At 51.1% G+C, this 22,122-nt stretch carries 20 protein-coding genes; 19 read left to right on the top strand and 1 reads right to left on the bottom strand.

The genetic code is table 11. The annotated features are described in order from the left end of the window. Positions 1-182: 182 nt before the first annotated feature. The 4 genes from ACTHO6_RS09735 (at position 183) to ACTHO6_RS09720 (ending at position 5,484) form a co-directional block, all read left to right on the top strand. A complete protein-coding gene (locus ACTHO6_RS09735; RefSeq protein WP_440241337.1) occupies positions 183-1,535 on the top strand; it encodes an Ig-like domain-containing protein in 1,353 nt (450 codons plus the stop codon). Positions 1,536-1,698: 163 nt separating this feature from the next. Next, the gene (locus ACTHO6_RS09730) at positions 1,699-1,890 is read left to right on the top strand and encodes a hypothetical protein (protein ID WP_440241336.1); all 192 of its coding nucleotides are present in this window, start codon (positions 1,699-1,701) and stop codon (positions 1,888-1,890) included. Between the two features lie 465 nt (positions 1,891-2,355). Beyond that, complete coding sequence (locus ACTHO6_RS09725) at positions 2,356-3,729, top strand: dipeptidase (RefSeq protein ID WP_440241335.1); 1,374 nt, start codon at positions 2,356-2,358, stop codon at positions 3,727-3,729. A 207-nt stretch (positions 3,730-3,936) separates the two neighbouring features. After that, entirely contained in the window at positions 3,937-5,484 is a 1,548-nt protein-coding gene (locus tag ACTHO6_RS09720; RefSeq protein WP_440241334.1) for a YifB family Mg chelatase-like AAA ATPase, read from the top strand. A 931-nt stretch (positions 5,485-6,415) separates the two neighbouring features. On the opposite strand, the gene ACTHO6_RS09715 is transcribed toward ACTHO6_RS09720, so the two are convergent. Continuing rightward, the gene (locus ACTHO6_RS09715; RefSeq protein ID WP_440241333.1) at positions 6,416-6,724 is read right to left on the bottom strand and encodes a protease inhibitor I42 family protein; all 309 of its coding nucleotides are present in this window, start codon (positions 6,722-6,724) and stop codon (positions 6,416-6,418) included. Positions 6,725-7,130: 406 nt separating this feature from the next. Here ACTHO6_RS09715 and ACTHO6_RS09710 point away from each other — a divergent pair, with 406 nt between their 5' ends. From ACTHO6_RS09710 to hslU, 15 genes are all read left to right on the top strand, one after another. Then, positions 7,131-7,853 carry an EAL domain-containing protein gene (locus ACTHO6_RS09710; RefSeq protein ID WP_440241332.1) on the top strand — a complete coding sequence of 241 codons (723 nt, stop codon included), beginning with the start codon at positions 7,131-7,133 and terminating at the stop codon, positions 7,851-7,853. Positions 7,854-7,955: 102 nt separating this feature from the next. Then, positions 7,956-8,237, top strand: coding sequence for a hypothetical protein (locus tag ACTHO6_RS09705; protein WP_440241331.1), 282 nt, complete (start codon positions 7,956-7,958; stop codon positions 8,235-8,237). Further along, positions 8,234-9,043, top strand: a complete 810-nt coding sequence (locus ACTHO6_RS09700; RefSeq protein WP_440241330.1) for a GGDEF domain-containing protein — start codon at positions 8,234-8,236, stop codon at positions 9,041-9,043. Before ACTHO6_RS09705 ends, ACTHO6_RS09700 begins: the two co-directional genes overlap by 4 nt. 110 nt (positions 9,044-9,153) lie before the next feature. Then, entirely contained in the window at positions 9,154-9,468 is a 315-nt protein-coding gene (locus ACTHO6_RS09695) for a YbjQ family protein (protein ID WP_005834287.1), read from the top strand. Between the two features lie 63 nt (positions 9,469-9,531). After that, positions 9,532-9,885 carry an SCP2 sterol-binding domain-containing protein gene (locus ACTHO6_RS09690; protein WP_440241329.1) on the top strand — a complete coding sequence of 118 codons (354 nt, stop codon included), beginning with the start codon at positions 9,532-9,534 and terminating at the stop codon, positions 9,883-9,885. 141 nt (positions 9,886-10,026) lie between these two features. Next, positions 10,027-10,920, top strand: a complete 894-nt coding sequence (locus ACTHO6_RS09685; RefSeq protein ID WP_440241328.1) for an AlbA family DNA-binding domain-containing protein — start codon at positions 10,027-10,029, stop codon at positions 10,918-10,920. Positions 10,921-10,959: 39 nt separating this feature from the next. Continuing rightward, a complete protein-coding gene (locus ACTHO6_RS09680) occupies positions 10,960-12,015 on the top strand; it encodes a hypothetical protein (RefSeq protein ID WP_440241327.1) in 1,056 nt (351 codons plus the stop codon). A gap of 188 nt (positions 12,016-12,203) precedes the next feature. Continuing rightward, a complete protein-coding gene (gene sucC, locus ACTHO6_RS09675) occupies positions 12,204-13,364 on the top strand; it encodes an ADP-forming succinate--CoA ligase subunit beta (RefSeq protein WP_440241326.1) in 1,161 nt (386 codons plus the stop codon). Between the two features lie 43 nt (positions 13,365-13,407). Continuing rightward, the gene (gene sucD / locus ACTHO6_RS09670; protein WP_440241325.1) at positions 13,408-14,310 is read left to right on the top strand and encodes a succinate--CoA ligase subunit alpha; all 903 of its coding nucleotides are present in this window, start codon (positions 13,408-13,410) and stop codon (positions 14,308-14,310) included. 134 nt (positions 14,311-14,444) lie between these two features. After that, on the top strand, positions 14,445-15,560 hold the full coding sequence (dprA, locus tag ACTHO6_RS09665; RefSeq protein WP_440241324.1) for a DNA-processing protein DprA: 1,116 nt from the start codon (positions 14,445-14,447) through the stop codon (positions 15,558-15,560). Positions 15,561-15,668: 108 nt separating this feature from the next. Then, positions 15,669-17,747 (top strand): type I DNA topoisomerase, encoded by a 2,079-nt coding sequence (gene topA / locus ACTHO6_RS09660; RefSeq protein WP_440241323.1) that lies wholly within the window; start codon positions 15,669-15,671, stop codon positions 17,745-17,747. 40 nt (positions 17,748-17,787) lie between these two features. Next, positions 17,788-19,092: an FADH(2)-oxidizing methylenetetrahydrofolate--tRNA-(uracil(54)-C(5))-methyltransferase TrmFO gene (gene trmFO / locus ACTHO6_RS09655; RefSeq protein WP_440241322.1), complete on the top strand. Its 1,305-nt coding sequence runs from the start codon at positions 17,788-17,790 to the stop codon at positions 19,090-19,092. A gap of 73 nt (positions 19,093-19,165) precedes the next feature. After that, entirely contained in the window at positions 19,166-20,107 is a 942-nt protein-coding gene (gene xerC / locus ACTHO6_RS09650) for a tyrosine recombinase XerC (protein WP_440241321.1), read from the top strand. Positions 20,108-20,122: 15 nt separating this feature from the next. Continuing rightward, positions 20,123-20,665 (top strand): ATP-dependent protease subunit HslV, encoded by a 543-nt coding sequence (gene hslV, locus ACTHO6_RS09645; RefSeq protein WP_440241320.1) that lies wholly within the window; start codon positions 20,123-20,125, stop codon positions 20,663-20,665. 20 nt (positions 20,666-20,685) lie between these two features. After that, positions 20,686-22,080 carry an ATP-dependent protease ATPase subunit HslU gene (hslU, locus tag ACTHO6_RS09640; RefSeq protein WP_440241319.1) on the top strand — a complete coding sequence of 465 codons (1,395 nt, stop codon included), beginning with the start codon at positions 20,686-20,688 and terminating at the stop codon, positions 22,078-22,080. The last annotated feature ends 42 nt before the right edge of the window (positions 22,081-22,122 follow it).

The following is a 22,122-nucleotide window of genomic DNA, read 5'->3' as shown; positions in this document are numbered from 1 at the left end:
AAGCATCATCATTCGCCTTCCAGGCATAGGCTGGAAGGTCTTTTTTCTGTAGACGGCAGAAGGATAGGCGGACAAGCCTGTGTGGCGCAACGAACGAAGCGGTTGCGACCTCGTCTCAGCGAGGTGACATTTTTCTGGATCATTCGTCCTCTTTATTGAAGGACACGATGTGGAGGGAAAGCATGAAGCTGACAAAAAGAAACGGAATGAAAAAAGTCTCACTTGCTCTGGCAGCCATCTGCGCGATGGGGTTTTCCGTAACGGGCGTCGCGCCGGCGCAGGGGGCCACACCTCAAGCGGCAAGCAGCCATGTAGCAAAAGCAGCTGCAAGCGGTTTGGAGGCTAGCTCGTACTATGCGGAGGCAACCATCGGGCAACCGCTGACCTTGAAGGTGACATACAATGGTCGCGCGCTGGATGGTTCGCTTGTAAGCTGGACGACGTCCAACAGTGCAATCGCAACCGTTCGGAATGGGGTTGTAACCGGATATAAGACGGGAATGGTCATCCTGACAGGGACATACAAAGGCGATTCGATCCGCATCCGCGCTTCCGTCATCCAGGACCCGGTATTGGAAGCCTCCAGTACGTCGGTGAGCCTGAAAAAGGGCGAGACGACACCGATTTCCTTGACATACGGCAACAAAACGCTATCCAGCCTCGACGCGAACTGGTCCTCTTCCAATGAAGCAGTGGCGACCGTGAAAAGAGGCGAAATTACGGCGAAAGCAAACGGGACCGCAGTTATTACGGTTACGTACAAAGGAAAAGCCGTCAAAATCGACGTGAAAGTATCCGGCAATCCATCCGGCAGGCTCGAAGCGAATGAAAGCAACCTTTCGTTGAAAAAAGGCGAGACGAAAACCATCAAGCTCACCTACGACGCTGAAAAGCTCGCTGGCTCGAAAGCGACCTGGAAAACATCCAAATCTTCCGTAGCCACCATATCGGATGGGGTCGTTACGGCGAAAGCGAAAGGGACGGCAACCATCACGGCAGAATACAAAGGGTACAAGGTAGAGATCGAAGTCAGCGTCGACAACGGCAGCTCGGCGCTGCTGGAAGCAAACGAGACCAAATGGAAGCTGAAAAAAGGCCAGGAGGAGACGATTTCCCTCAAGTATAACGGCGAAAAGCTCAAAGGCTCCAAAGCAGAGTGGAAAACCTCCCAATCATCTGTTGCTACCGTCGACGACACTGGCGTTGTCACTGCGAAAAAGAAAGGAACCGCAACGATTACGGCTACGTACAAAGGCCAAAAAGTCGAAATCGAGGTGACAGTAGACGACAAGGGCAAGAACCAGCTGGAAGCGGGCAATCGCAGCCTGCGTCTCGCAAAAGGCGAGGAGAAAACCATTGCCTTGACCTATGCAGGGACGAAGCTCAGCGGTTCCCAAGCGAGCTGGAGCACTTCCAAGTCTTCGGTCGCCACCGTTTCCATGAGCGGAAAAGTAAAAGCGAAAGCAAAAGGAACGGCGACGATTACAGCCAAATACAAAGGGGAAGAAGTAACGATCAAAGTCACGGTAAACTAACGCCGCCGCGAAAACGCTCGCTGAAAGCGGACAAGCTCGTGGAGCGGATCTTTTTGGGTGGGACAGGGGAGGAGCATGCTCGCTAATTATCTGGTATAATGCCGTTGGCAGATACGCTGTTGTTCCCACCATTATTTTTTCGCGCAAAGTGAGGATTTTCATCATGAAGAAAAAGCTGGTACTCGTATTAGATGTGGAAAAGGCGGACAAAATCGACATGCAAAAGCTGGCAGACGCGATGTCGGACGCCATTCAAACCGTAGAGGGCATCGTTTTGCACGATCTTGTCATGTTTGATAACGATGAAAACAATGCGGACAAGCTCATTGCCAACGTGAAAAAGGAGCTTTCCTGAAGAGAGCTAGAAGAGGCACCTGACTATTGCCGTCACGCCGCAGCAGCGGCAGGGACAAAAGCAAGAGAACAGCCCATGGCCTAGCAGCAAGAAAGACTCGCGCACTGTGATGCGAGTCTTTTTTTGCCGTTATGCGGGAGACTGTTTTCACAGCGTCATTTTTGTTGGCCCGCCCGGCTGTGGCAAGATGCTGCTGGTTTCTTGTCCCTCCTGCATCGTGCCAAAATGGTATCCGGTGCACGCCGTCGTTTGGATTGCTCTTTGTCGAGGGGATGGGGAAGATATCAAGAAGCGGGAACATTTGGGGGAGTTTTCCGAAAATAGTTGACTGTTAGGGAAATGGTTGGTAAGGTTTTACATTGAATATCGAATAAATGAAGCAAAATGGCAACTGGCTCAGTATGGCTGCAATCCCTATGCGGTTGAGGTTTCGTCTGTACCATTTTCAAAGAAAGGAACTACGACATGATCGAACAAATGGAGGCGTATGTAAAAGCGAAAAGAGAAGAGCATTTGCATGAGCTGCAGGAATTCCTCAAACAGCCAAGTATAAGTGCGTCACCCGATCATAAAAAAGAAATAGTGGCTTGTGCAAAGCATGTCATGGCATTATTAAAAAACAGTGGTGTGGAGAACGTAGCACTTATTGAAACCAAAGGAAATCCTGTTGTTTATGGAGATTGGCTACATGCACAAGGCAAACCAACCGTATTGATTTATGGACATTATGATGTTCAGCCCGTTGACCCATTGGAATTGTGGGTTACCCCTCCCTTTGAACCCGATATCCGCGAAGGAAAACTTTATGCGAGAGGAGCAAGCGATAATAAAGGACAAATGTTCTTGCACATCAAAGCAGTGGAAGCCTATTTGAAAACGAAGGGAAGTTTGCCAGTTAACATTAAATTTTGCATCGAAGGTGAGGAGGAGATTGGAAGTCCGCATCTTCCTCTTCTTTTAGAGAAGAAGCGGGAAAAATTTACTTCGGATCTTATTGTCATCTCGGATACAGCGATGTTGGGAGAAAATAAGCCATCCATTTGTTATGGTCTACGAGGTCTCATTACGTTTGAATTAAAGGTAACTGGTGCCACTAAAGATCTTCCCTCCGGTCTATATGGAGGGGCTGTTCCGAACCCTATTCATGCGATGGCGAAGATCATAGCCAGTATGCATAATGAGGATGGCAAGGTTGCTATCGAGGGATTCTATGATGATGTGCATGAGAGTAGTGAAGAAGAGAAAGAGGCTATACTTTCTTTGCAGCATGATGATCAACAATTGTGCAACAAATTAGGGATATCAGAACTTTATGGAGAAAAAGGATATACGACATTAGAACGGATGTGGACACGCCCTACATTAGAAATAAACGGGATACATAGCGGATACAGTAAAGCGGGCTTTAAAACCATCATTCCTTCTGAGGCCATTGCCCAAATTACTTGCCGGTTAGTATCTAGCCAGAATCCCCTGGAAATATGCGAAAACATGGAAAAACATGTTCGGAAGTATACTCCTCAAGGTGTTACCTCATCTCTGATCATGAAGGAATATGCATTACCGTATGTAACCCCTATCCATCATAAAGCAATCCAAGCAGCAGCTAAAGCTTACCAGCATGCCTACGATGCGGAGGTTGCATTTATACGGGCAGGCGGTTCCATTCCCATTGTGGAAACCTTTTCGAATCTGTATCAAATACCGGTTATTCTAATGGGATTTGGGCTGCCAGAAGCAAACGTACATGCGCCAAACGAGTACTTCTGTTTGAATAATTTCGATAAAGGACTTCGAACACTACTCTACTATTGGAATGAATTGGGAAGTATTTATTAGACGCTTATCACTCAACGGTAATGGAGTGATTACAGGCCACCGTATAAGGAACGGTGGCTGTTGTTCGTTGTCCGTCATTTGATGCTAATTCAACCCACGTTGCAGTTCTCCACACTTGCTTTGCCGCAGTCTCTCCTCTCGCCCCCTCCAATAAACTTGCACACCCCCGTTATCTTTTCCTACGCTACTAGCAAAGGGGGAGAGAATATGTACGCATGCAGCTATTCCGGGACTGTTCTCGGCATAGACGGGATGATGGTCAGCGTGGAAACAGACATTGCCAATGGATTGCCGCAGTTCGACCTGGTCGGGCTGGGCGGCTCCGCCGTGAAGGAAGCGAGGGATCGCGTTCGTGCTGCCTTGCGCAATGCGGGCTACGATTACCCGATGCAGCGAATTACGGTCAATCTGGCGCCAGCGGACCAGCGCAAGGAAGGCTCTGGCTTTGACCTTGCCATCGCCTTTGGCATATTGATCGCCTCCAAGCAAATGCTGCCCCGTCCAGAGCGAATTCTGATCCTCGGAGAGCTGGCCCTCGATGGTTCCCTGCGTCCTGTGACGGGAGTTCTCCCCATCCTGCTGGAAGCGACGAAGGCAGGCTTTACCCACGTCATTTTACCCGAGGCAAACGCCGCGGAAGCGCATCTGGTCGAGATTGCCGTCTTGCCCGCCGCCCATTTGACGGAAGCGGTGCAGTATTGGAAAGAAGGGCTGCAGCCCAAAAAGCCGCAATCTGCGGCGTCTGCATCAGCAAGGCTGGGCCATGCTCTTGCAGCCTCCCAAGCGCCCGATTTTTCGCATGTGTACGGCCAGCACTTCGTCAAACGCGGGCTGGAGATCGCGGCAGCCGGTTTTCACAATGTCATTTTGGTCGGTCCGCCCGGCTGTGGCAAGACGCTGCTGGCCACTTGTCTCCCCGGCATCATGCCAAAGATGACGATGGACGAATCGTACGAGGTCACGAAAATATACAGCATCGCCGGACATCTGAAGCGCGCGGGCGGACTTATCCAAGAGCGGCCGTTTCGCGCTCCGCATCATACGATTACAGCGACAGCTCTGATCGGGGGAGGGGCACAAATTCCCCGACCGGGTGAATGCAGCCTCTCGCATGGCGGGATTTTGTTTTTGGACGAGATGCCCGAGTTTTCCCGCCACGTCCTTGAGGTGCTGCGCCAGCCGCTGGAAGCGGGGATTGTGACGATTGGCCGCGCCAAGCAGGTGTTTTCCTTTCCCGCAAGATTCTTGCTGATCGGCTCGTGTAATCCGTGTCCGTGCGGATTTTTCGGCACCCGCGAGAAGCAGACGTGCTCCTGCTCGCCGCAGCAAATAGACAAATACCGCTCCAAGCTGTCCGGGCCACTTTTGGACCGGATTGACCTGCATATCGAAGTTCCACGTGTGCCTGTGCAATTGCTGCACGACCGGGCCATGGAGGAATCGTCGCGCGACATCCAGGCGCGAGTAGAAGAGGCACGCGCCATTCAATGCGACCGCTATCGGCATCGCCCCGCCAGCCCGTTCAACAGCATGATGAACGCCGAAGAGCTGCGCCACTACGCCAAGCTGGACAAGGAAGGACAAGAAATGCTACAGCTTGCTTTTGAAACGCTGGGCCTGAGCGCACGGGCTTACGACCGAATCGTCAAGGTCGCGCGCACGATTGCAGATTTGGAGGGAGCGGCGAAGATTGAGGCAGCGCACGTCGCGGAGGCGATTCGGTACAGGGCGCTGGACAGAGGGGTGCCGATTTGATCGCGTGCAAGTAGGTGGGCAAGTGCGGTTAAGTGCTTCTCCCAATCCAGCCAGACTGCGAGGGCATCCCGGTGCTGTATGAAATTACATAATCACATAGCTCAAAAATAAATAAACAGGCACCATATGGCGCCAAGTCACGGTTTGCTAGTTGACTTTTTGAAAACTGGAGAGAAGGGAGTTTCCAAAAACGATACCGCAAATCGTCGAAAACTTGTTCCATTCGCGAGAATCGACAAGGAAGGGAAATAGCTTCCGACAGGAGAGAAGTAGATGAGGAAAACGGTAGTTCCGAAAAGTGTCGGTATTCCAATAGCCACGCTTCTTACCTAATCAAAGCGCCAGCGCCCCTCTGATCGAATGTATCGAACAAAATTCGGAAGAGCGAACAGGAAGCCGATCAAAATGGGATAAAGTGAGCTGTACAAGTTTGATGGAAAAGAATCGTATGTTTGCCTCGTTCGTTCAACTAATGTAAGCTCATAGAGCATGAGAACATCCATGAAGAAATAAACAAGAATCATATAACTGAAATAGCCAAGAAAACGCGTAGTTTTTCGGATGGGAATCGCCTCCTTCTTCACTCTAAACTACACGATTGCGGTGGGGGTTACAAAAAAGTTACAAAAACGAAAAACATGTACGATAAGGGCAAGCTCTATGGATTCTATCTGCGATATCAAAGCACGATTTTGAAAACATCCAGACAAAGGCTTGCAGAGACATTCGTCCAAAGTGTGTAAGCATTATTAATACACGTTTCCCTCTCGCTTCCATTACGGATAGATGCTTTTTCCAGCATCTGCCACAAGCCCCTCTCTGTAAAACACACGCAAGCCCATCGGCTTACCTAGCCCAAGCTTTTGACCAATCGCCTTTTCTGCGTCATGCGAAAATCCGGCTTCACTTACCCCGCACCAGCGAATACCACTCACACAACCGTAACGACATAAAACACAAAGTTGGCACAATCAGACGGCTCCCACGGACGACAGTACTTGAACGAGAGCGAAGTCACGCCGCGTCGTTGCGCCCGAAAAGTGAAGCGCTGCTGACCGCCTTGCCCAATCCGGTCGGGCTGCGAAGGCGGAACAAATTCACTGGATTGCAAAAAGAGAAACGTCTCGTCCACCGGATTGGACAGTGCCCACTGGTACCCCGTCGTCGGATTTGCATCGAGCGTGACCGCAAACAGCTGGCCGCTCTGTACCTGAAGCGTATAGGTCGAGATCATCGCCATTTTCTTCCTCCCTTTCTTTTGCCAAACACCTTACCCGATACTGTATGAAAAAATCGGCAAAGTGCCCAAGCAAAACGAAAAAAGAGCAAACAGCACGCCAAGCGGCGCTGAAAAATATCCCGCTCCATCCAAAAGCTGCTTTTTTTTCAGCAGAAATTTAGTATGATTTGGAAAGGGATATGCAAAACAATGGCGAATAACTAGGAATAAAGACACAATCCGTCGAATGTACGGGAGATTTTGTGATCTTTTTTACCTATTTTCCGCCAAAGTTTTTAGGGTTTGCAGTCTTACTGGTCGTTAAAATTTCCCGGCATTTCCAAATGAATCGGGCGTCCATCCTATGCCCCACATTTTGGGAAGCTTTCTCTCTGTTATATATGCTAGGAAAGGGAAAGGAAAATTGATGGAAAGCATTGCGGAATTATTCGAGAAAAGAGAGTATTACCATGCGTTTCAGCCGATATGCCAACTCCCTGACAAAAGAAGAATCGGGTATGAGGTGCTGCTCCGCAGTAAAGCGGGACTAAACCCGGAGCTGCTGTTTTCGCTAGCCAAGCAAAAAAGAAAGCTGCCGGAGCTGGATACCCAGTCGTTTCGGCATGCGCTTTTGTCGTTTTTTCGTTCATCCACCGAACACACCCAGGAGCTCTTGTTTGTCAATCTTTTTCCTTCCACAATCGTGGAGGATTCGTTTCCACGCTTCATCGAGGAGATCCGGCAAGCCTTTTTTCCGTATTTGACGAGAATCGTCCTGGAAATCAACGAATCGATCATGGAAGGGGATTGTTGGCATGAACCCGTTTTTACGAATCGTATTGGCGAATTGAAAAAAATGGGATTTTTGATCGCGCTGGATGATGTCGGGGATGCAGCGAATATTTTCCGTAAAATTACGGATCTTTCGCCTGATTTCATCAAAATTGATCGCTTCTATTCCAAGGAGCTTTCGTCTTCGGAAGAAAAACAAACCGTCGTCAAGCTGTTTGTCGACTTTTGCAAGTGTGAGCCTCAACTCATTCTTGAAGGAGTGGAAGAAGAAGAGGATTTTGCCTGTGCTTCTTCCTTGGGAATTGCAATGGGACAAGGATACCTTTTGGGAAAACCGGTTCGCCTGCGAGAAGAATAAGAGGGGAGAGCAGAATTGGAGGAATGACTGATGATTGGTGATAGCAGCGTTTCAAGGAAAGCCACCCTTTCCTTAAAAATATCCGAGTTTGAAGTCCCTCCGATGCAGGACATGCTGATTATCGGCAGAAAAGCGCCCATCGGACCGGAAGCGGTACGGAGAATGGCAGAGGCACTGTCCCCGGAGCAATTTACCCTGCTGAAAATCGATCATCCGAAGATCGAGGCGGTGTTGTTGAGAAACTCGATCCTGCAGATGATGGACGAAAAAGTGCTGATGAAAATTATTCTTGAGGAAGCAGAGCGGATGATTAGCGAATCGATGGTACTGCGGTCCGAACTGAAAATTGCGTTGTCTGTGCAGCGAGAGGTGGATTTGTTATGAACATCTCCGAAATCATGACCCCGACGATCCATTCCATTTCCTCCGACAAATCCGTCTCGCATGCGGCAAGGCTCATGAACCAGCAGCAGACGGATTCGTTGGTCGTCATGGACGGTGGTGAGGTCGTAGGTGTAGTGACTTTTCGAGATGTCCTCGCTGCGCATCCCAACCGGATTGTCGCCGACGCGATGTGTCAACAGGTGCATTATCTTTCGGCGAATCAAAACATTTGGGAGGCGCATCACTACTTTCTCCAAGAAAATGCCAGACTGGCGCTCATCCTGAACGGCGAGCAAGTAAGCGGGATGATTACAAAAGAAATCGTAGAAATGCAAATGGCCCAATATAAAGACTCGTTGTCCGGACTGTATCGGGCGCCTTATATCCAGTTCATCGGGGAGGGCTATTTGCAGAAAAGAATTCCGTTCCATCTCCTGTTTATCGATGTGAACGATTTCGGCAGAATCAATAAGCAGTACGGGCATCCGTTCGGCGATGACGTCATTCGAACCTATTCGGCCGTGCTGTCCTCGATCGCTGCGGATCAGGGAGATCATCTGAGCCGCTACGCAGGGGATGAATTCGTCTTGATCTCTACTGCTTCTGACGCGCTGATCGCGCAGTACATCGAGTGGATTTCGCGTCCGATCGACGTCCTTGGCATCACGGTTTCCGCAGCAGTCGGCCATGTGAACGGCTACACGGAGCCTGATTTTTTCGCACGCTCCTGGCGGGATCTGATCGCGCAGGCAAGTTTGGCCTCTTCCGCTATCAAAGCACAGAAGACGGCCTCGCCGCGATCCTGACAGGTACGAGGAACGGCTGCGCGCAAGATGGCGCTTGAAACCGAAGCCGCATTCAATCGTATTCTCTAGTGTCGGAGTAAAATGAATTCGGTAAGAGGGGGGCTTTTTCCATGATCATTACCACAACCAGCACGTTGCAAGGAAAAGAAATTGAAGCCTATCTGGATATTGTCAGCGGAGAAGTCATTATGGGAGCCAACGTGGTCCGCGACTTTTTGGCTGGAATCACCGATATCATCGGTGGCAGAAGCGGTTCCTACGAGAGCAAACTGGCGGAAGGACGCGAAATGGCGCTGCAAGAAATGAAGGAAAAAGCGCGCGCCCTCGGTGCAAATGCAGTTGTCGGGGTCGACCTCGACTTCGAGACGCTGCGAGAAGGCATGATGATGGTCATTGCGACCGGAACTGCCGTTCGAGTCAAATAAGCCGGCAAAGTGCCCGGCTTTCTTTTTTAGTATCCGGAAAGGGCGACAAAAAGGGGGATGAACATGTCTGTACACGAAACATTGGAAGAGCTGGCGCAAAAGGTCAAAGCGAATCCGCAGCCGATTCGCAGCTTTGCTGCCGTCTATCATCTTGTGCTTTCCGGAAGAGAGGAAGGCACGTACGAGATCAAATTTGCCAACGACGAAGCGACCTATCGCCTCGGGATGACCGAACAGGCGGGGTGCACCCTGGAACTGTCCGCTGATCATTTCATCAAGCTTGTCCGCGGTACACTCAATCCGGTCGCAGCACTTGTGACGGGCAAGCTGAAAATAAAAGGAGACATGGGGCTATCCTTGAAGCTTCAGACGCTCTTGTACGCCTACCAGTCCCCGCTGGAAAAGGAAGGGAGCTAGACGACAGACTGCCCGGTTTTCCGGTCGATCCGCCGTCGTTTACCCGTTGATCCGATAAAAAAACTGGTCAATCTCCAAATAGTTGCGTTAAAATATGACCAAACCATGACAAGGATTCCAAAGAAAAGAACGAGGGAAAACATGCGCTATATTTGTTCCTTAGTCGCCGTCGTCCACGAACTGACAGAAAAATCTGTTCGTTTTGACTTGTACCACGAGATTCGCAGAGCCACAAATGACCGAGAGCTTCTCAGGCAAAATGCCCAGCTGCCTCGGCACTATTTTGACTATTTGCTCCATTCCGGTGTCCTGGAGGTGGAGAACGACCCCCCTTATCAGCCGGGAATCACCAAGTCTGCCGCTATCGGAATGAACATCCGATCGCTCGGCGGGAATGTATTGTTTGACATGTGCTTCGCTCCTCAGACGTATAAATTATGGCAGAATACAGATGCGAGTCTGGAAGACCTGTCTTTGCCGGCCGATATCTTTGAAGAGTACGTGTATCGCTTGGGGGCGATCAGCAGGTTTCGCTATCTCGGAAGGGTAGACGACCCGCTTGTGGCGGCTTCGCTCGGCGAAAACGACATGATCGAATTCAAGCGCGACTTTTTGCTGTCCAAAGGCGGAATTATTAAAACAATCGTAGCATTCGCCAATTCGAACAACGGCAATCTTTTTCTGGGGATTACGGATGAAGGCACCATTTGCGGCATCGATCACGAGATCGAGCAATACGGCGACGCTGATAAATACATTCTAGCCATTACGCAGTACATCCAGGACAAGACATCGCCATTATTAACTCCTTTTCCGAAGATCACCCTGAAAAAAGTGGACGGCAAGCATGTCGTCGCGATTTTCGTGGAGGTTTCCTCCGAACTGATTTGCGGGCTGGATAAAAACAGTGAAAAGTACGTTGTCATCCGCACGAACAATCGCTCGGTTGTGGTCAAAGACCCGCATCAGATCGGAGAGATTTACGTCAAACGAAAGCTTGGCAGTGAGATCAGCCGACGATTGGGACTTTTGTAGAATCATCGGGCAGGACTGATCCTAGAGGGAGGGTGCTGCATGGTATCGTCTTTGCGTGCTTACCTGTTCATTGTGATGATCGCAAGTATGGTGATTTCCGGTTGTGCGCAGTCCGACAAGGCGCCAGTCGACTTGAGTGACCGTATCGAGAAAGAGCTGGACGCGGTAGAAAAAGTAACGGTCATGTCGACAGATGGGCAGGAAGTCATGCTGGATTTGCCAACCTTCAAGCAAGAATTGCCTGGTCAGGGCAACGATTTGCAGCTCTCAGAGACAGCCTTGCAGCAGGAAGACGTTCGGTTCACGCTCGTCTTATACCGGAAAAAATCAGCCCCTCTCGTCGTTGCAGTCGGAGAAGGGGCTAGCCAGTTTGGCGAAAATACATACCGCGGTGCAGGCGCTGTCGCTTTTTATCACTGGATTCAAAAGCTGACGGGAAAAGGCTTGCTGTCGCAAAAAATGAACACGGTCCTGCTCTCGGCCGAGGATCTCGCCAGGACGCGGGTGCTTGGGGAGCCGGAGATGGAAGCTATCCGGAAGGCGTTGGCAACGGCTGTACCGGAGACGGCGGCCAGCCAAAAGCAGTATCCGCTCTATCCGAACTATCGTTTGCGCATCAATTCAGCAGAAAAGCCGCTGGAAGTGACCGTGTTGACCCCTACCTTGATCAGCGTGCCGTTTGGAAAAGAAACCCATGCGTTTCATGTGGACAGCGGCCTCTTTTCCAAGCTGACAGGATGGATTCCTCCAACGGACCAGGAAGAAAACGAGCTGGAGCAGCTCTTCAAGGCGAGCAAGATCCGGATTGCACGGACAGGTGCCATGGCTGTGGAGAACCTGGAATGGGAAGTCAGGAAAACGACTGTGGAGCAGGGGGTTGCGCACCAGACCGTGCGCCTTTTGCAAACGGCAGAAGGGCTGAAAAGCGCACCAAAAGACCCAGGACCGGAACAGTATCGCTTATTCGTCACCGTGAACGGGAAAGAGCGCGAAGTCATTTTTTATGCAGCGCATTTTCAATTGGATGCAAAATGGTTCGCTCATAATGAAATCGCCGAAGCGCAGTGGAAATTGTTGCAAAGTCTTAGAAAATGATGGGTTTTCCTCATGAAGTTTCGTCGTTATGGTCACGCTAAAGAGAACATATTACTACCACTTTTGCATTTTTTGTCGTAGAATAGTTACGTTGCACTGATAGTGGAGGCTGTTGGCCGGAAGAAGACCGATGTCTTCGAACCGGTCTAAAAGCTTGCCGATCTTTATCTGCCATAGGAGGATGGAGAATGAACATTCATGAGTATCAAGGCAAAGAGATACTTAAGCAGTACGGTGTAAAAGTTCCCGAAGGTCGCGTAGCGTTCACAGTGGAAGAAGCTGTGGAAGCAGCGAAAGAGCTGGGCACCCAGGTTGTTGTCGTGAAAGCGCAAATCCATGCTGGTGGCCGCGGTAAAGCTGGCGGTGTAAAAGTGGCGAAAAACCTGGATGAAGTTCGTACATATGCCAGTGAAATTCTTGGCAAAGTGCTGGTAACTCATCAAACAGGTCCGGAAGGCAAAGAAGTAAAACGCCTCTTGATCGAGCAAGGCTGCGATATTAAAAAAGAATACTACGTGGGTGTCGTTGTGGACCGTGCGACCGGTAGCGTTGTGATGATGGCTTCGGAAGAGGGCGGTACGGAGATCGAGGAAGTAGCAGCGAAAACTCCGGAAAAAATCTTCAAAGAAGTCATCGATCCGGTAACAGGTCTGAACGCATTCCAGGCACGCCGTCTGGCCTATGCGATCAATATCCCGAAAGAACTCATCAACAAAGCAGCGAAATTCATGATGAGCCTGTACCAAGCCTTCGTGGAAAAAGACTGCTCTATCGCGGAAATCAACCCGCTCGTTGTTACTGGCGACGGTGAAGTTATGGCGCTCGATGCCAAACTGAACTTCGACAGCAACGCTCTCTATCGTCATCCTGACGTTGTCGCTCTGCGCGACCTGGACGAAGAAGACGAGAAAGAAATCGAAGCGTCCAAATACGATCTGTCCTACATCGCACTCGATGGCAACATCGGCTGCATGGTAAACGGTGCGGGTCTTGCCATGGCAACCATGGACATCGTGAAGTTTTACGGTGGAGATCCTGCCAACTTCCTCGATGTAGGCGGCGGTGCTACCGAAGAAAAAGTAACCGAAGCGTTCAAAATCATTTTGCGCGACGAAAAAGTAAAAGGCATTTTCGTTAACATTTTCGGCGGTATCATGAAATGTGACGTGATTGCAAACGGCGTCGTGAATGCAGCAAAACAAATCAAGCTGGACAAACCACTCGTTGTACGTCTCGAAGGTACAAACGTAGACCTCGGCAAGAAAATCCTGAATGAATCCGGTCTGAACATCGTTGCGGCTGAATCCATGGCAGATGGCGCTGAGAAAATCGTATCCTTGGTAAAGTAAGCAAGTGCGAGTAGATACGTAAAAAAAGGTGGGAAAAAACGCGATGAGTATTCTCGTTAACAAACATACAAAAGTAATTACACAAGGGATTACCGGTGCAACAGGTTTGTTCCACACTCGCGGAGCCGTTGAATACGGTACACAAATGGTTGGCGGTGTCACTCCTGGTAAAGGCGGCACCGAAGTGGACGGTATTCCGATTTTCAACACCGTGGCAGAAGCAGTAGAAAAAACAGGCGCAAATGCTTCCGTTATCTACGTTGCTCCTCCGTTCGCGGCTGACGCGATCATGGAAGCGGTTGATGCGGAGCTGGACCTCGTGATCTGCATCACAGAAGGCATTCCTGTCCTCGACATGGTAAAAGTAAAACGTTACATGGAAGGCAAGAAAACCAAACTGATCGGACCGAACTGCCCTGGCGTTATCACTCCGGGCGAGTGCAAAATCGGTATCATGCCAGGCTACATTCACACTCCTGGTAAAGTGGGAATCGTATCCCGCTCCGGTACCTTGACGTATGAAGCGGTACATCAAACCACGACTCGCGGCATCGGCCAGTCCACTGCTGTCGGTATCGGTGGCGACCCTGTAAAAGGAATGGAGTTCATCGATGTACTGAAACTGTTCAACGAAGACCCAGACACAGAAGCTGTGATCATGATCGGGGAAATCGGCGGTACAGCGGAAGAAGAAGCAGCTGAATGGATCGCGGCGAACATGAAAAAACCGGTAGTCGGCTTCATTGGCGGACAAACGGCTCCTCCAGGAAAACGCATGGGACACGCTGGTGCCATCATCTCCGGCGGTAAAGGTACAGCTGCCGAGAAAATCGCGAAGCTCGAAGAGTGCGGCGTACGCGTAGCGAAAACGCCGGCTGTGATCGGGGAAACACTGGTAGAAGTGTTGAAAGAGCGCGGCATGCTGGAAAAGGTTTTGAACAAGTAATTGTTTTGCTTCAAGAAGTGGACAGGCAGAGGCTTGTCCGCTTTTTCTTTTTTTGAAGCAGGCCGCTGTCTTTCGCTATAATGGCACTCGAAGCTGTCCAAGGCTGCGCCAGGAATGGCAAGGAGGGTGCATGAATGGGCAAACCGAGTATCAGGGAGCGAGATTGGCTGTATGTACTGACGATGACGCCAGGCTTGGGACGTCAAAAAATCAGGAAATTGCACGAAATGGCAGGGACGTTTCAGCGTGCTGTCGATCATTGGCGATGGATCGGAGAAGAGCTGGGTTTTTCCGACACGCTGATGCAACAACTCGACAGGCAAACAAACGCCGATGCCGTGACGCGGCTGTTGGAAAAAAGAGAAGCGAGTCGGGCCCATTTTCTCTGCATCCTGGACGAAGACTATCCCGATTTGCTCCGGCATATTCCCGACCAGCCGCTGACGCTGTTTTGTCGAGGGGATCGCAAGCTGCTCAACGCACCTGCCATCGGAGTGGTCGGGTCGCGCAAGCCGACGCCGTACGGGCGGGCGAGCTGCGCCTATTTGGTGAAGGAGCTGGCGCAGGCGGGTCTTGCGATTGTATCCGGTCTGGCCTACGGCATTGATGGCGAAGCGCACCAGGCGGCGCTTTCGGCAGGAGGGAAGACGATCGCGGTATTGGGCTGCGGGCTGAATCACGTATATCCGCCGAGACATCGTGGGCTCTATGAAAAAATTGAATCTTTCGGACTACTTTTGTCCGAATATCCGCCAGATACTCCGCCGATCCCGGGGCTGTTCCCCGAACGAAACCGCATTATCAGCGGACTCAGTCTAGGCGTCGTAGTCGTAGAGGCGGCTGAAAAAAGCGGATCGCTGATTACGGCAGACTGTGCGTTGGAGCAAGGACGCGATGTATTTGCCATTCCAGGCCCCATTTTTTCCGCGATGAGCGCAGGGCCGCATAACTTGCTCAAACAAGGAGCAAAGCTAGTAACAAGCATCCATGATATTTTGGAGGAATGGCCGCTGACAGTGACGAGCGGCGGCGAGTCCCATCCCGCGAACGGAAAAAACGGCCGCAACAGTGCGCTTACCGCAGAGGAAAGCGCGATTGTGGAGGCGATCACATACGAAGGGGTACATGTTGACGAGCTTGTGCAGCGTCTGGAACCGGACCGACGCAAAAACGTCCATCAGCTTCTGATCAGACTGGAGGCAAAAGGAATTCTTGCTGCACTGCCAGGGGGGTATTTTGCGCGGCGGTAAGGCATGCTTGCCCCTTTTCGGGAGTCCCCTACAGCTTGCAAGTGTTTGACAAATCGGATTCGCATATTTAATAATAGGGAAGATTCCTTACGAAAAGGGGAGGAAAAAATGGCTGATACGCTCGTAATCGTAGAATCCCCTGCGAAAGCGAAGACGATTGGAAAATATCTGGGTAGCAAATATATCGTGAAAGCGTCCATGGGACATGTGCGTGACCTCCCGAAAAGTCAGATGGGGGTAGATGTCAATCATGGCTTTGAACCCAAATACATAACCATTCGCGGCAAGGGCGATGTACTCAAGGGCCTGAAGGATGCCGCCAAAAAAGTGAAGAAAGTCTATCTGGCAGCCGACCCGGATCGCGAAGGGGAAGCCATTGCCTGGCATCTGGCCCAATATCTCGGTCTCGATTTGAGCCAGCCGCTCCGCGTGGTGTTCAACGAGATTACCAAAGACGCGATCAAGGAAGCGTTCAAGCATCCGCGCCACATCAACATGGATTTGGTGAATGCCCAGCAGGCGCGACGTATTTTGGACCGGCTGGTCGGCTACAACATCAGCCCGATCCTGTGGAAAAAAGTGCGCAAGGGCTTGAGTGCCGGACGCGTCCAGTCCGTTACCGTCAAGCTGATCATGGACCGGGAACGCGAAATTCAGCAATTTATTCCCGAGGAGTATTGGACGATTGCCACCAAGCTCGCAAGCAATGGCAAAGAGTTTGAAGCGAAGTTTTACGGCTACGAAGATGAAAAAGTCGAACTGAAATCGGAAGAAGACGTCAAGCGCGTGCTGGACAAACTGAAGGATCAGTCGTTTGTCGTGCGCAAGGTAACGAAGCGCGAGCGCAAACGCAATCCTGCACCGCCGTTTATCACCAGCTCCCTGCAGCAGGAGGCGGCGCGCAAGCTCAATTTCCGCACGGCCAAGACGATGAGGATCGCGCAGGAATTGTATGAGGGGATCGATGTCGGCAACAAGGAAGGCGCAGTCGGTTTGATTACGTATATGCGTACGGACTCGACCCGCGTATCCGAAACCGCGCAAAATGAAGCGAAAGAATACATACAAGAAAAATTTGGCGCGGACTACATACCAGCCGAACCGCGTGTCCAGGTCAAAAAAGAAAACGCACAGGATGCGCATGAGGCGATCCGCCCAACGTCGGTGGCTCGTACGCCGGATGAGATCAAGGAATTTCTGTCACGAGATCAGCTGCGTTTGTATCGACTCATTTGGGAGCGGTTTCTGGCGAGCCAGATGTCTTCCGCTGTCCTCGATACGATGAGTGTGGACATAGATGCCGGGGGCGTCATGTTCCGAGCGACTGGCTCGAAAGTGAAATTCCCCGGATTCATGAAGGTTTATATAGAAGGAAATGATGATGACACCGAGGAAGAAAGCTTCCTGCCGCCAATCGACGAAGGGCAGATTCTTGAACAAAAAGACATAACGCCGGCGCAGCACTTTACCCAGCCGCCGCCGCGTTACTCGGAAGCCCGTCTCATCAAGACGCTCGAAGAAGGAGGCATTGGCCGTCCCTCCACGTACGCGCCGACACTGGAAACCATTCAGAAGCGAGGCTATGTCGCACTGGAGGAAAAGCGGTTTATCCCGACAGAGCTGGGGGAAATCGTCATTACGCTGATCGAGGAATTCTTTCCGGAGATTCTCAACGCGGAGTTTACCGCCAACATGGAGTCCGATCTGGACGAAATCGAGGAAGGAAAAGCGAACTGGGTGCAGATTCTCGATGCGTTTTACGGGGACTTTGCCAAACGGGTGGCGGTAGCCGAAGAAGAGATGAAGGAAGTAGAGCTGAAGGACGAAGAGTCTGATGAGACCTGCGAGCTTTGCGGGCGCGTGATGGTTTACAAGCTTGGACGCTTCGGCAAGTTCCTCGCTTGTTCCGGCTTCCCGGAATGCCGCAATACGAAGCCGATCGTCAAAGAAACGGGAGTAAAGTGCCCGCAGTGTGAAACCGGACAGATTATCGAACGTAAATCTAAAAAGAGCCGGATTTTTTACGGCTGTAACCGATATCCGGAATGCGATTTTGTATCGTGGGACAAACCGATTGCCCGTCCTTGCCCGAAATGTGCAAGCCTCCTGGTAGAAAAGAAGCGCAAGAAGCAAGGGGTTAGCGTTGTCTGCACCAAATGCGACTATCAGGAAGAAGCAGACTCCTGATGGGACGAGGCAGAATTTGTAGCTTGGAGGACGAAACAGCATGACAACACCACTGATTACCGTAGTAGGCGCCGGTTTGGCCGGAAGCGAGGCTGCCTGGCAAATCGCCAAGGCAGGCATTCCCGTCAGGCTGTACGAAATGCGGCCCAAAACCCAGACGCCTGCCCATCATACCGACAAATTCGCAGAACTGGTCTGCAGCAACTCCTTGCGCGCGAACTCCTTGACCAATGCCGTTGGTGTATTAAAGGAAGAAATGCGTCGGCTGGGCTCGGTTATTATCGAGGCTGCTGACCGTTGCGCGGTTCCCGCAGGGGGAGCGCTTGCGGTAGACCGGCATGAGTTTGCTGGCTATGTCACCGATGCGGTGAAAAATCATCCGCTGATCGAGGTCATCACGGATGAAATCACCGACATTCCTGCGGACGGAATCGTCGTCATCGCAACAGGACCGCTGACATCGCCGGCGCTTTCCCAGAAGCTCAAGGAGCTGACGGGAGAAGAATACTTATACTTCTATGATGCGGCAGCGCCGATTATCGAAAAAGACTCGATCGACATGAATAAAGTATTCGTGGCTTCCCGGTACGATAAAGGCGAGGCGGCGTACCTGAACTGCCCGATGACGGAGGAAGAATTCAATCGCTTCTACGAGGAGCTGATTGCCGCCGAAGCCGTCCCGTTGAAGGAATTCGAAAAAGAAATCTTCTTCGAGGGCTGCATGCCGATCGAGGTCATGGCCAAGCGCGGACGCCAAACGATGCTGTTCGGTCCGCTGAAGCCGGTCGGTCTGACGGACCCGCGCACAGGCAAAAAACCGTATGCCGTCGTTCAGCTTCGCCAGGACAACGGTGCGGCTACCTTGTACAACATCGTCGGCTTCCAGACGCATCTGAAATGGCCGGAGCAAAAACGGGTATTCTCGTTGATTCCGGGCCTGGAAAACTGCGAGATCGTCCGTTACGGTGTCATGCACCGCAATACGTTTATCAATTCGCCGAAGCTTTTGCGACCTACGTACCAGTACAAGGAACGCGACACGCTGTTCTTTGCGGGCCAAATGACAGGGGTAGAAGGATATGTGGAATCTGCCGCGTCCGGCCTGCTCGCGGGCATCAATGCAGCGCGTCTGGCAAAAGGCGAGGAGCTGATCGTGCTCCCTCCGGAAACGATCATGGGCAGCATGGCGCGGTACATTACGACAGCGGACCCCAAACATTTTCAGCCGATGAATGCGAATTTTGGACTGGTTCCCGAGTGGCCGGAGCGGATTCGGAACAAGCGTGAGAAAAACGAAAAGCTCGCTGAGCGAGCGCTAGATACAATTCAGAATTTTACACAATAACGACACAATTAACGTTGATATCCGAATTTCGTCTGTGTTACTATATAGGTGCTTCGAGGAGGGTGCATCCCGTATGGACATGTCGCAACAAATTTCTGCGGAGCTTGCGATGTTTACCCGTTATTTGCGAGTTGAAAAAAACGCCTCTCCTCATACGGTAAAGCAGTATATGGCAGATATCAGCGAATTTGTCTCCTTTATGGAACAGCACCAAATCTTTGCATTTGCTGCTGTTTCTTATTTGCATGGTCGCTCCTTTCTCGCGCATTTGGCGGGCAGGGGGTTATCCCGCCGAAGTATTGCGCGCAAGCTCTCCAGCTTGCGAAGCTTGTATCGTTTTTTGTTGCGTGAAGGCCTGCTGGAGCAAAATCCATTCCAACTCGTTTCCACTCCAAAAATGGAGAAGAAACTCCCTTCCTTTTTGTATCCACAAGAGATTCAAGCGTTTTTTGATCTGCCAGATACATCCACGCCCCTGGGCATACGGGATCGGCTGATATTCGAGCTGTTGTACGCCAGCGGCATGCGGGTTTCCGAACTGGTTACCTTGTCAGTCGATGATGTGAATCCGGGCATGGGCGTGGCGCTTGTTTATGGAAAAGGGGCAAAAGAGCGGTATGTGCCTGTCGGAAGTTATGCCTGCGCCGTTCTTAGGCAATACCTAGAGTATGGAAGAGAAAAACTGTTGGCCGGTCGAGCAGATCACGGCAACCTGCTGGTTAACTATCGCGGAGAGCCATTGTCCGACCGCAGCGTTCGCCGGATTGTAGACAAATACGTAGATAGGTGCGCTTCTCATTTGCGTGTTTCTCCTCACACCTTTCGTCACACGTTTGCGACCCATATGTTGAATGGAGGGGCTGACCTCCGGACGGTTCAAGAACTGCTGGGACATGTCAATGTCTCCACGACGCAGGTATACACGCATGTGACCAAGGAGCGGCTTCGCCATGTATATGACACCGCTCATCCGCGGGCTAACCCGAATGATACAGGTTCCGCCAATCGGACATAACGGGAGGAATCAGTGATGGAACAGTTTCACGCAACAACTATATTCGCGATTTCGCATAACGGGGCAACCGCGATGGCCGGAGACGGTCAGGTTACCTTTGGAAACAGCATGGTGATGAAGCATGGTGCCAAAAAAGTAAGAAGGCTCTATCGCGGAGAAGTTTTGGCAGGATTTGCAGGCTCCGTTGCCGATGCCATTACCCTGTTTGAAAAGTTCGAAGGCAAGCTTGAGGAATACCACGGAAACCTTCAACGGGCGGCAGTCGAGCTGGCGAAGGAGTGGCGTATGGACAAAGTCTTGCACCGTCTGGAAGCGATGATGATTGTGGCGAACAAGGAGCATCTGTTGCTGATCTCCGGCAACGGAGAGCTCATCGAGCCGGATGACGGCATTCTCGCAATCGGCTCCGGCGGCAGCTTTGCTTTGGCGGCCGGCCGTGCTTTGAAAACATACGCGCCGCATCTGAGTGCCCGAGAAATTGCAGAAGCATCGCTTCGAACCGCTGCCGAGATTTGTGTGTTCACGAACAACAATCTTGTGGTGGATGAGTTGAATTGAGCGAAAAGGGAGGAACTTCTGTGCTGAATCTTGAGCAATTAACTCCGCGGAAGATCGTAGAGCATTTGGACAAATACATCGTCGGGCAGGCCCAAGCCAAGAAAGCCATCGCTGTGGCGCTTCGCAATCGCTATCGCCGGAGTCTGTTGCCGGAGCAGATGATTGACGAGGTAGTTCCTAAAAATATTTTGATGATCGGACCGACCGGGGTGGGGAAAACCGAGATTGCCCGCCGAATTGCCAAGCTTACCGGGGCGCCGTTCATCAAGGTAGAAGCGACCAAATTCACCGAGGTTGGGTATGTAGGAAGAGATGTAGAGTCGATGGTGCGGGATTTGGTGGAAGCCTCCATCCGAACTGTGAAGCAGGAAAAAATGGAAGCGGTAAAAGAAAAAGCGGAAAAGCTCGCCAACGAGGCGATCGTAAACGCACTGGTTCCATCCCGCAAACAGCAAAGCTCGTTCAAAAATCCGCTGGAAATGCTGTTCGGCGGACAGCAGCAGCAACAGGAGTCGCACGATCAGGAAGAAGCTTCCGTTCAGCAACAGCGCAGACAGGTGGCTTGGCAGCTTGCGAATGGACAACTGGAAGAACAAATGATCGAGATTGATGTAGAAGATCAATCGCCAACCATGTTTGACATGTTCCAGGTTCCGGGTACAGAACAAATGGGGATGCAAATGCAGGATATGCTCGGCAGCCTGATACCCAAACGGACGAAGAAGCGAAAATTGCGAATTAAAGATGCCCGAAAGGTATTAATTCAGCAGGAAGCGCAAAAACTGGTGGATATGGACGAAGTGACGCAGGAATCGATTCGTCGGGCCGAGCAGCATGGCATCATCTTTATCGACGAAATCGACAAGATTGCGGGCAAGGATGGCCGTGGGCCGGATGTATCCCGCGAAGGCGTGCAACGCGATATTTTGCCGATCGTGGAAGGCTCCACAGTCATGACGAAATACGGTCCGGTGAAAACGGATTACGTCCTGTTTATCGCGGCTGGAGCGTTTCATATGGCCAAACCGTCTGATTTGATTCCGGAGTTGCAAGGACGCTTTCCGATTCGGGTAGAGTTGACGAGCTTGCGCGTCGAGGATTTTGTGCGAATTTTGACAGAACCGAAAAATGCGCTGCTCAAGCAGTACGTCGCCTTGCTGGAAACGGAAGGCGTGCGGGTAGAATTCACCCAGGAAGCGATCGAAGAGATTGCCAAAATGGCTGCGGAAGTCAATCAGAGTACCGATAACATTGGAGCGAGACGCTTGCACACCATGCTGGAAAAGTTGCTGGAGGATCTTTCGTTTGAAGCCCCGGAAATTCATCTAGAGGTTGTGCAAATCACCCCTGACTACGTTCGGCAAAAGCTGGGATCGATCGCGGGGAACAAAGATTTGAGTCAATACATTTTATAGTTATTGGGTAGGTAGGACACATACATTTGGGAGGAAAACACA

It is taken from the genome of Brevibacillus sp. SAFN-007a, from assembly GCF_051967035.1.
Taxonomy (GTDB): Bacteria; Bacillota; Bacilli; order Brevibacillales; family Brevibacillaceae; genus Brevibacillus.
This window is presented reverse-complemented; position numbering and strand designations above follow the sequence as displayed.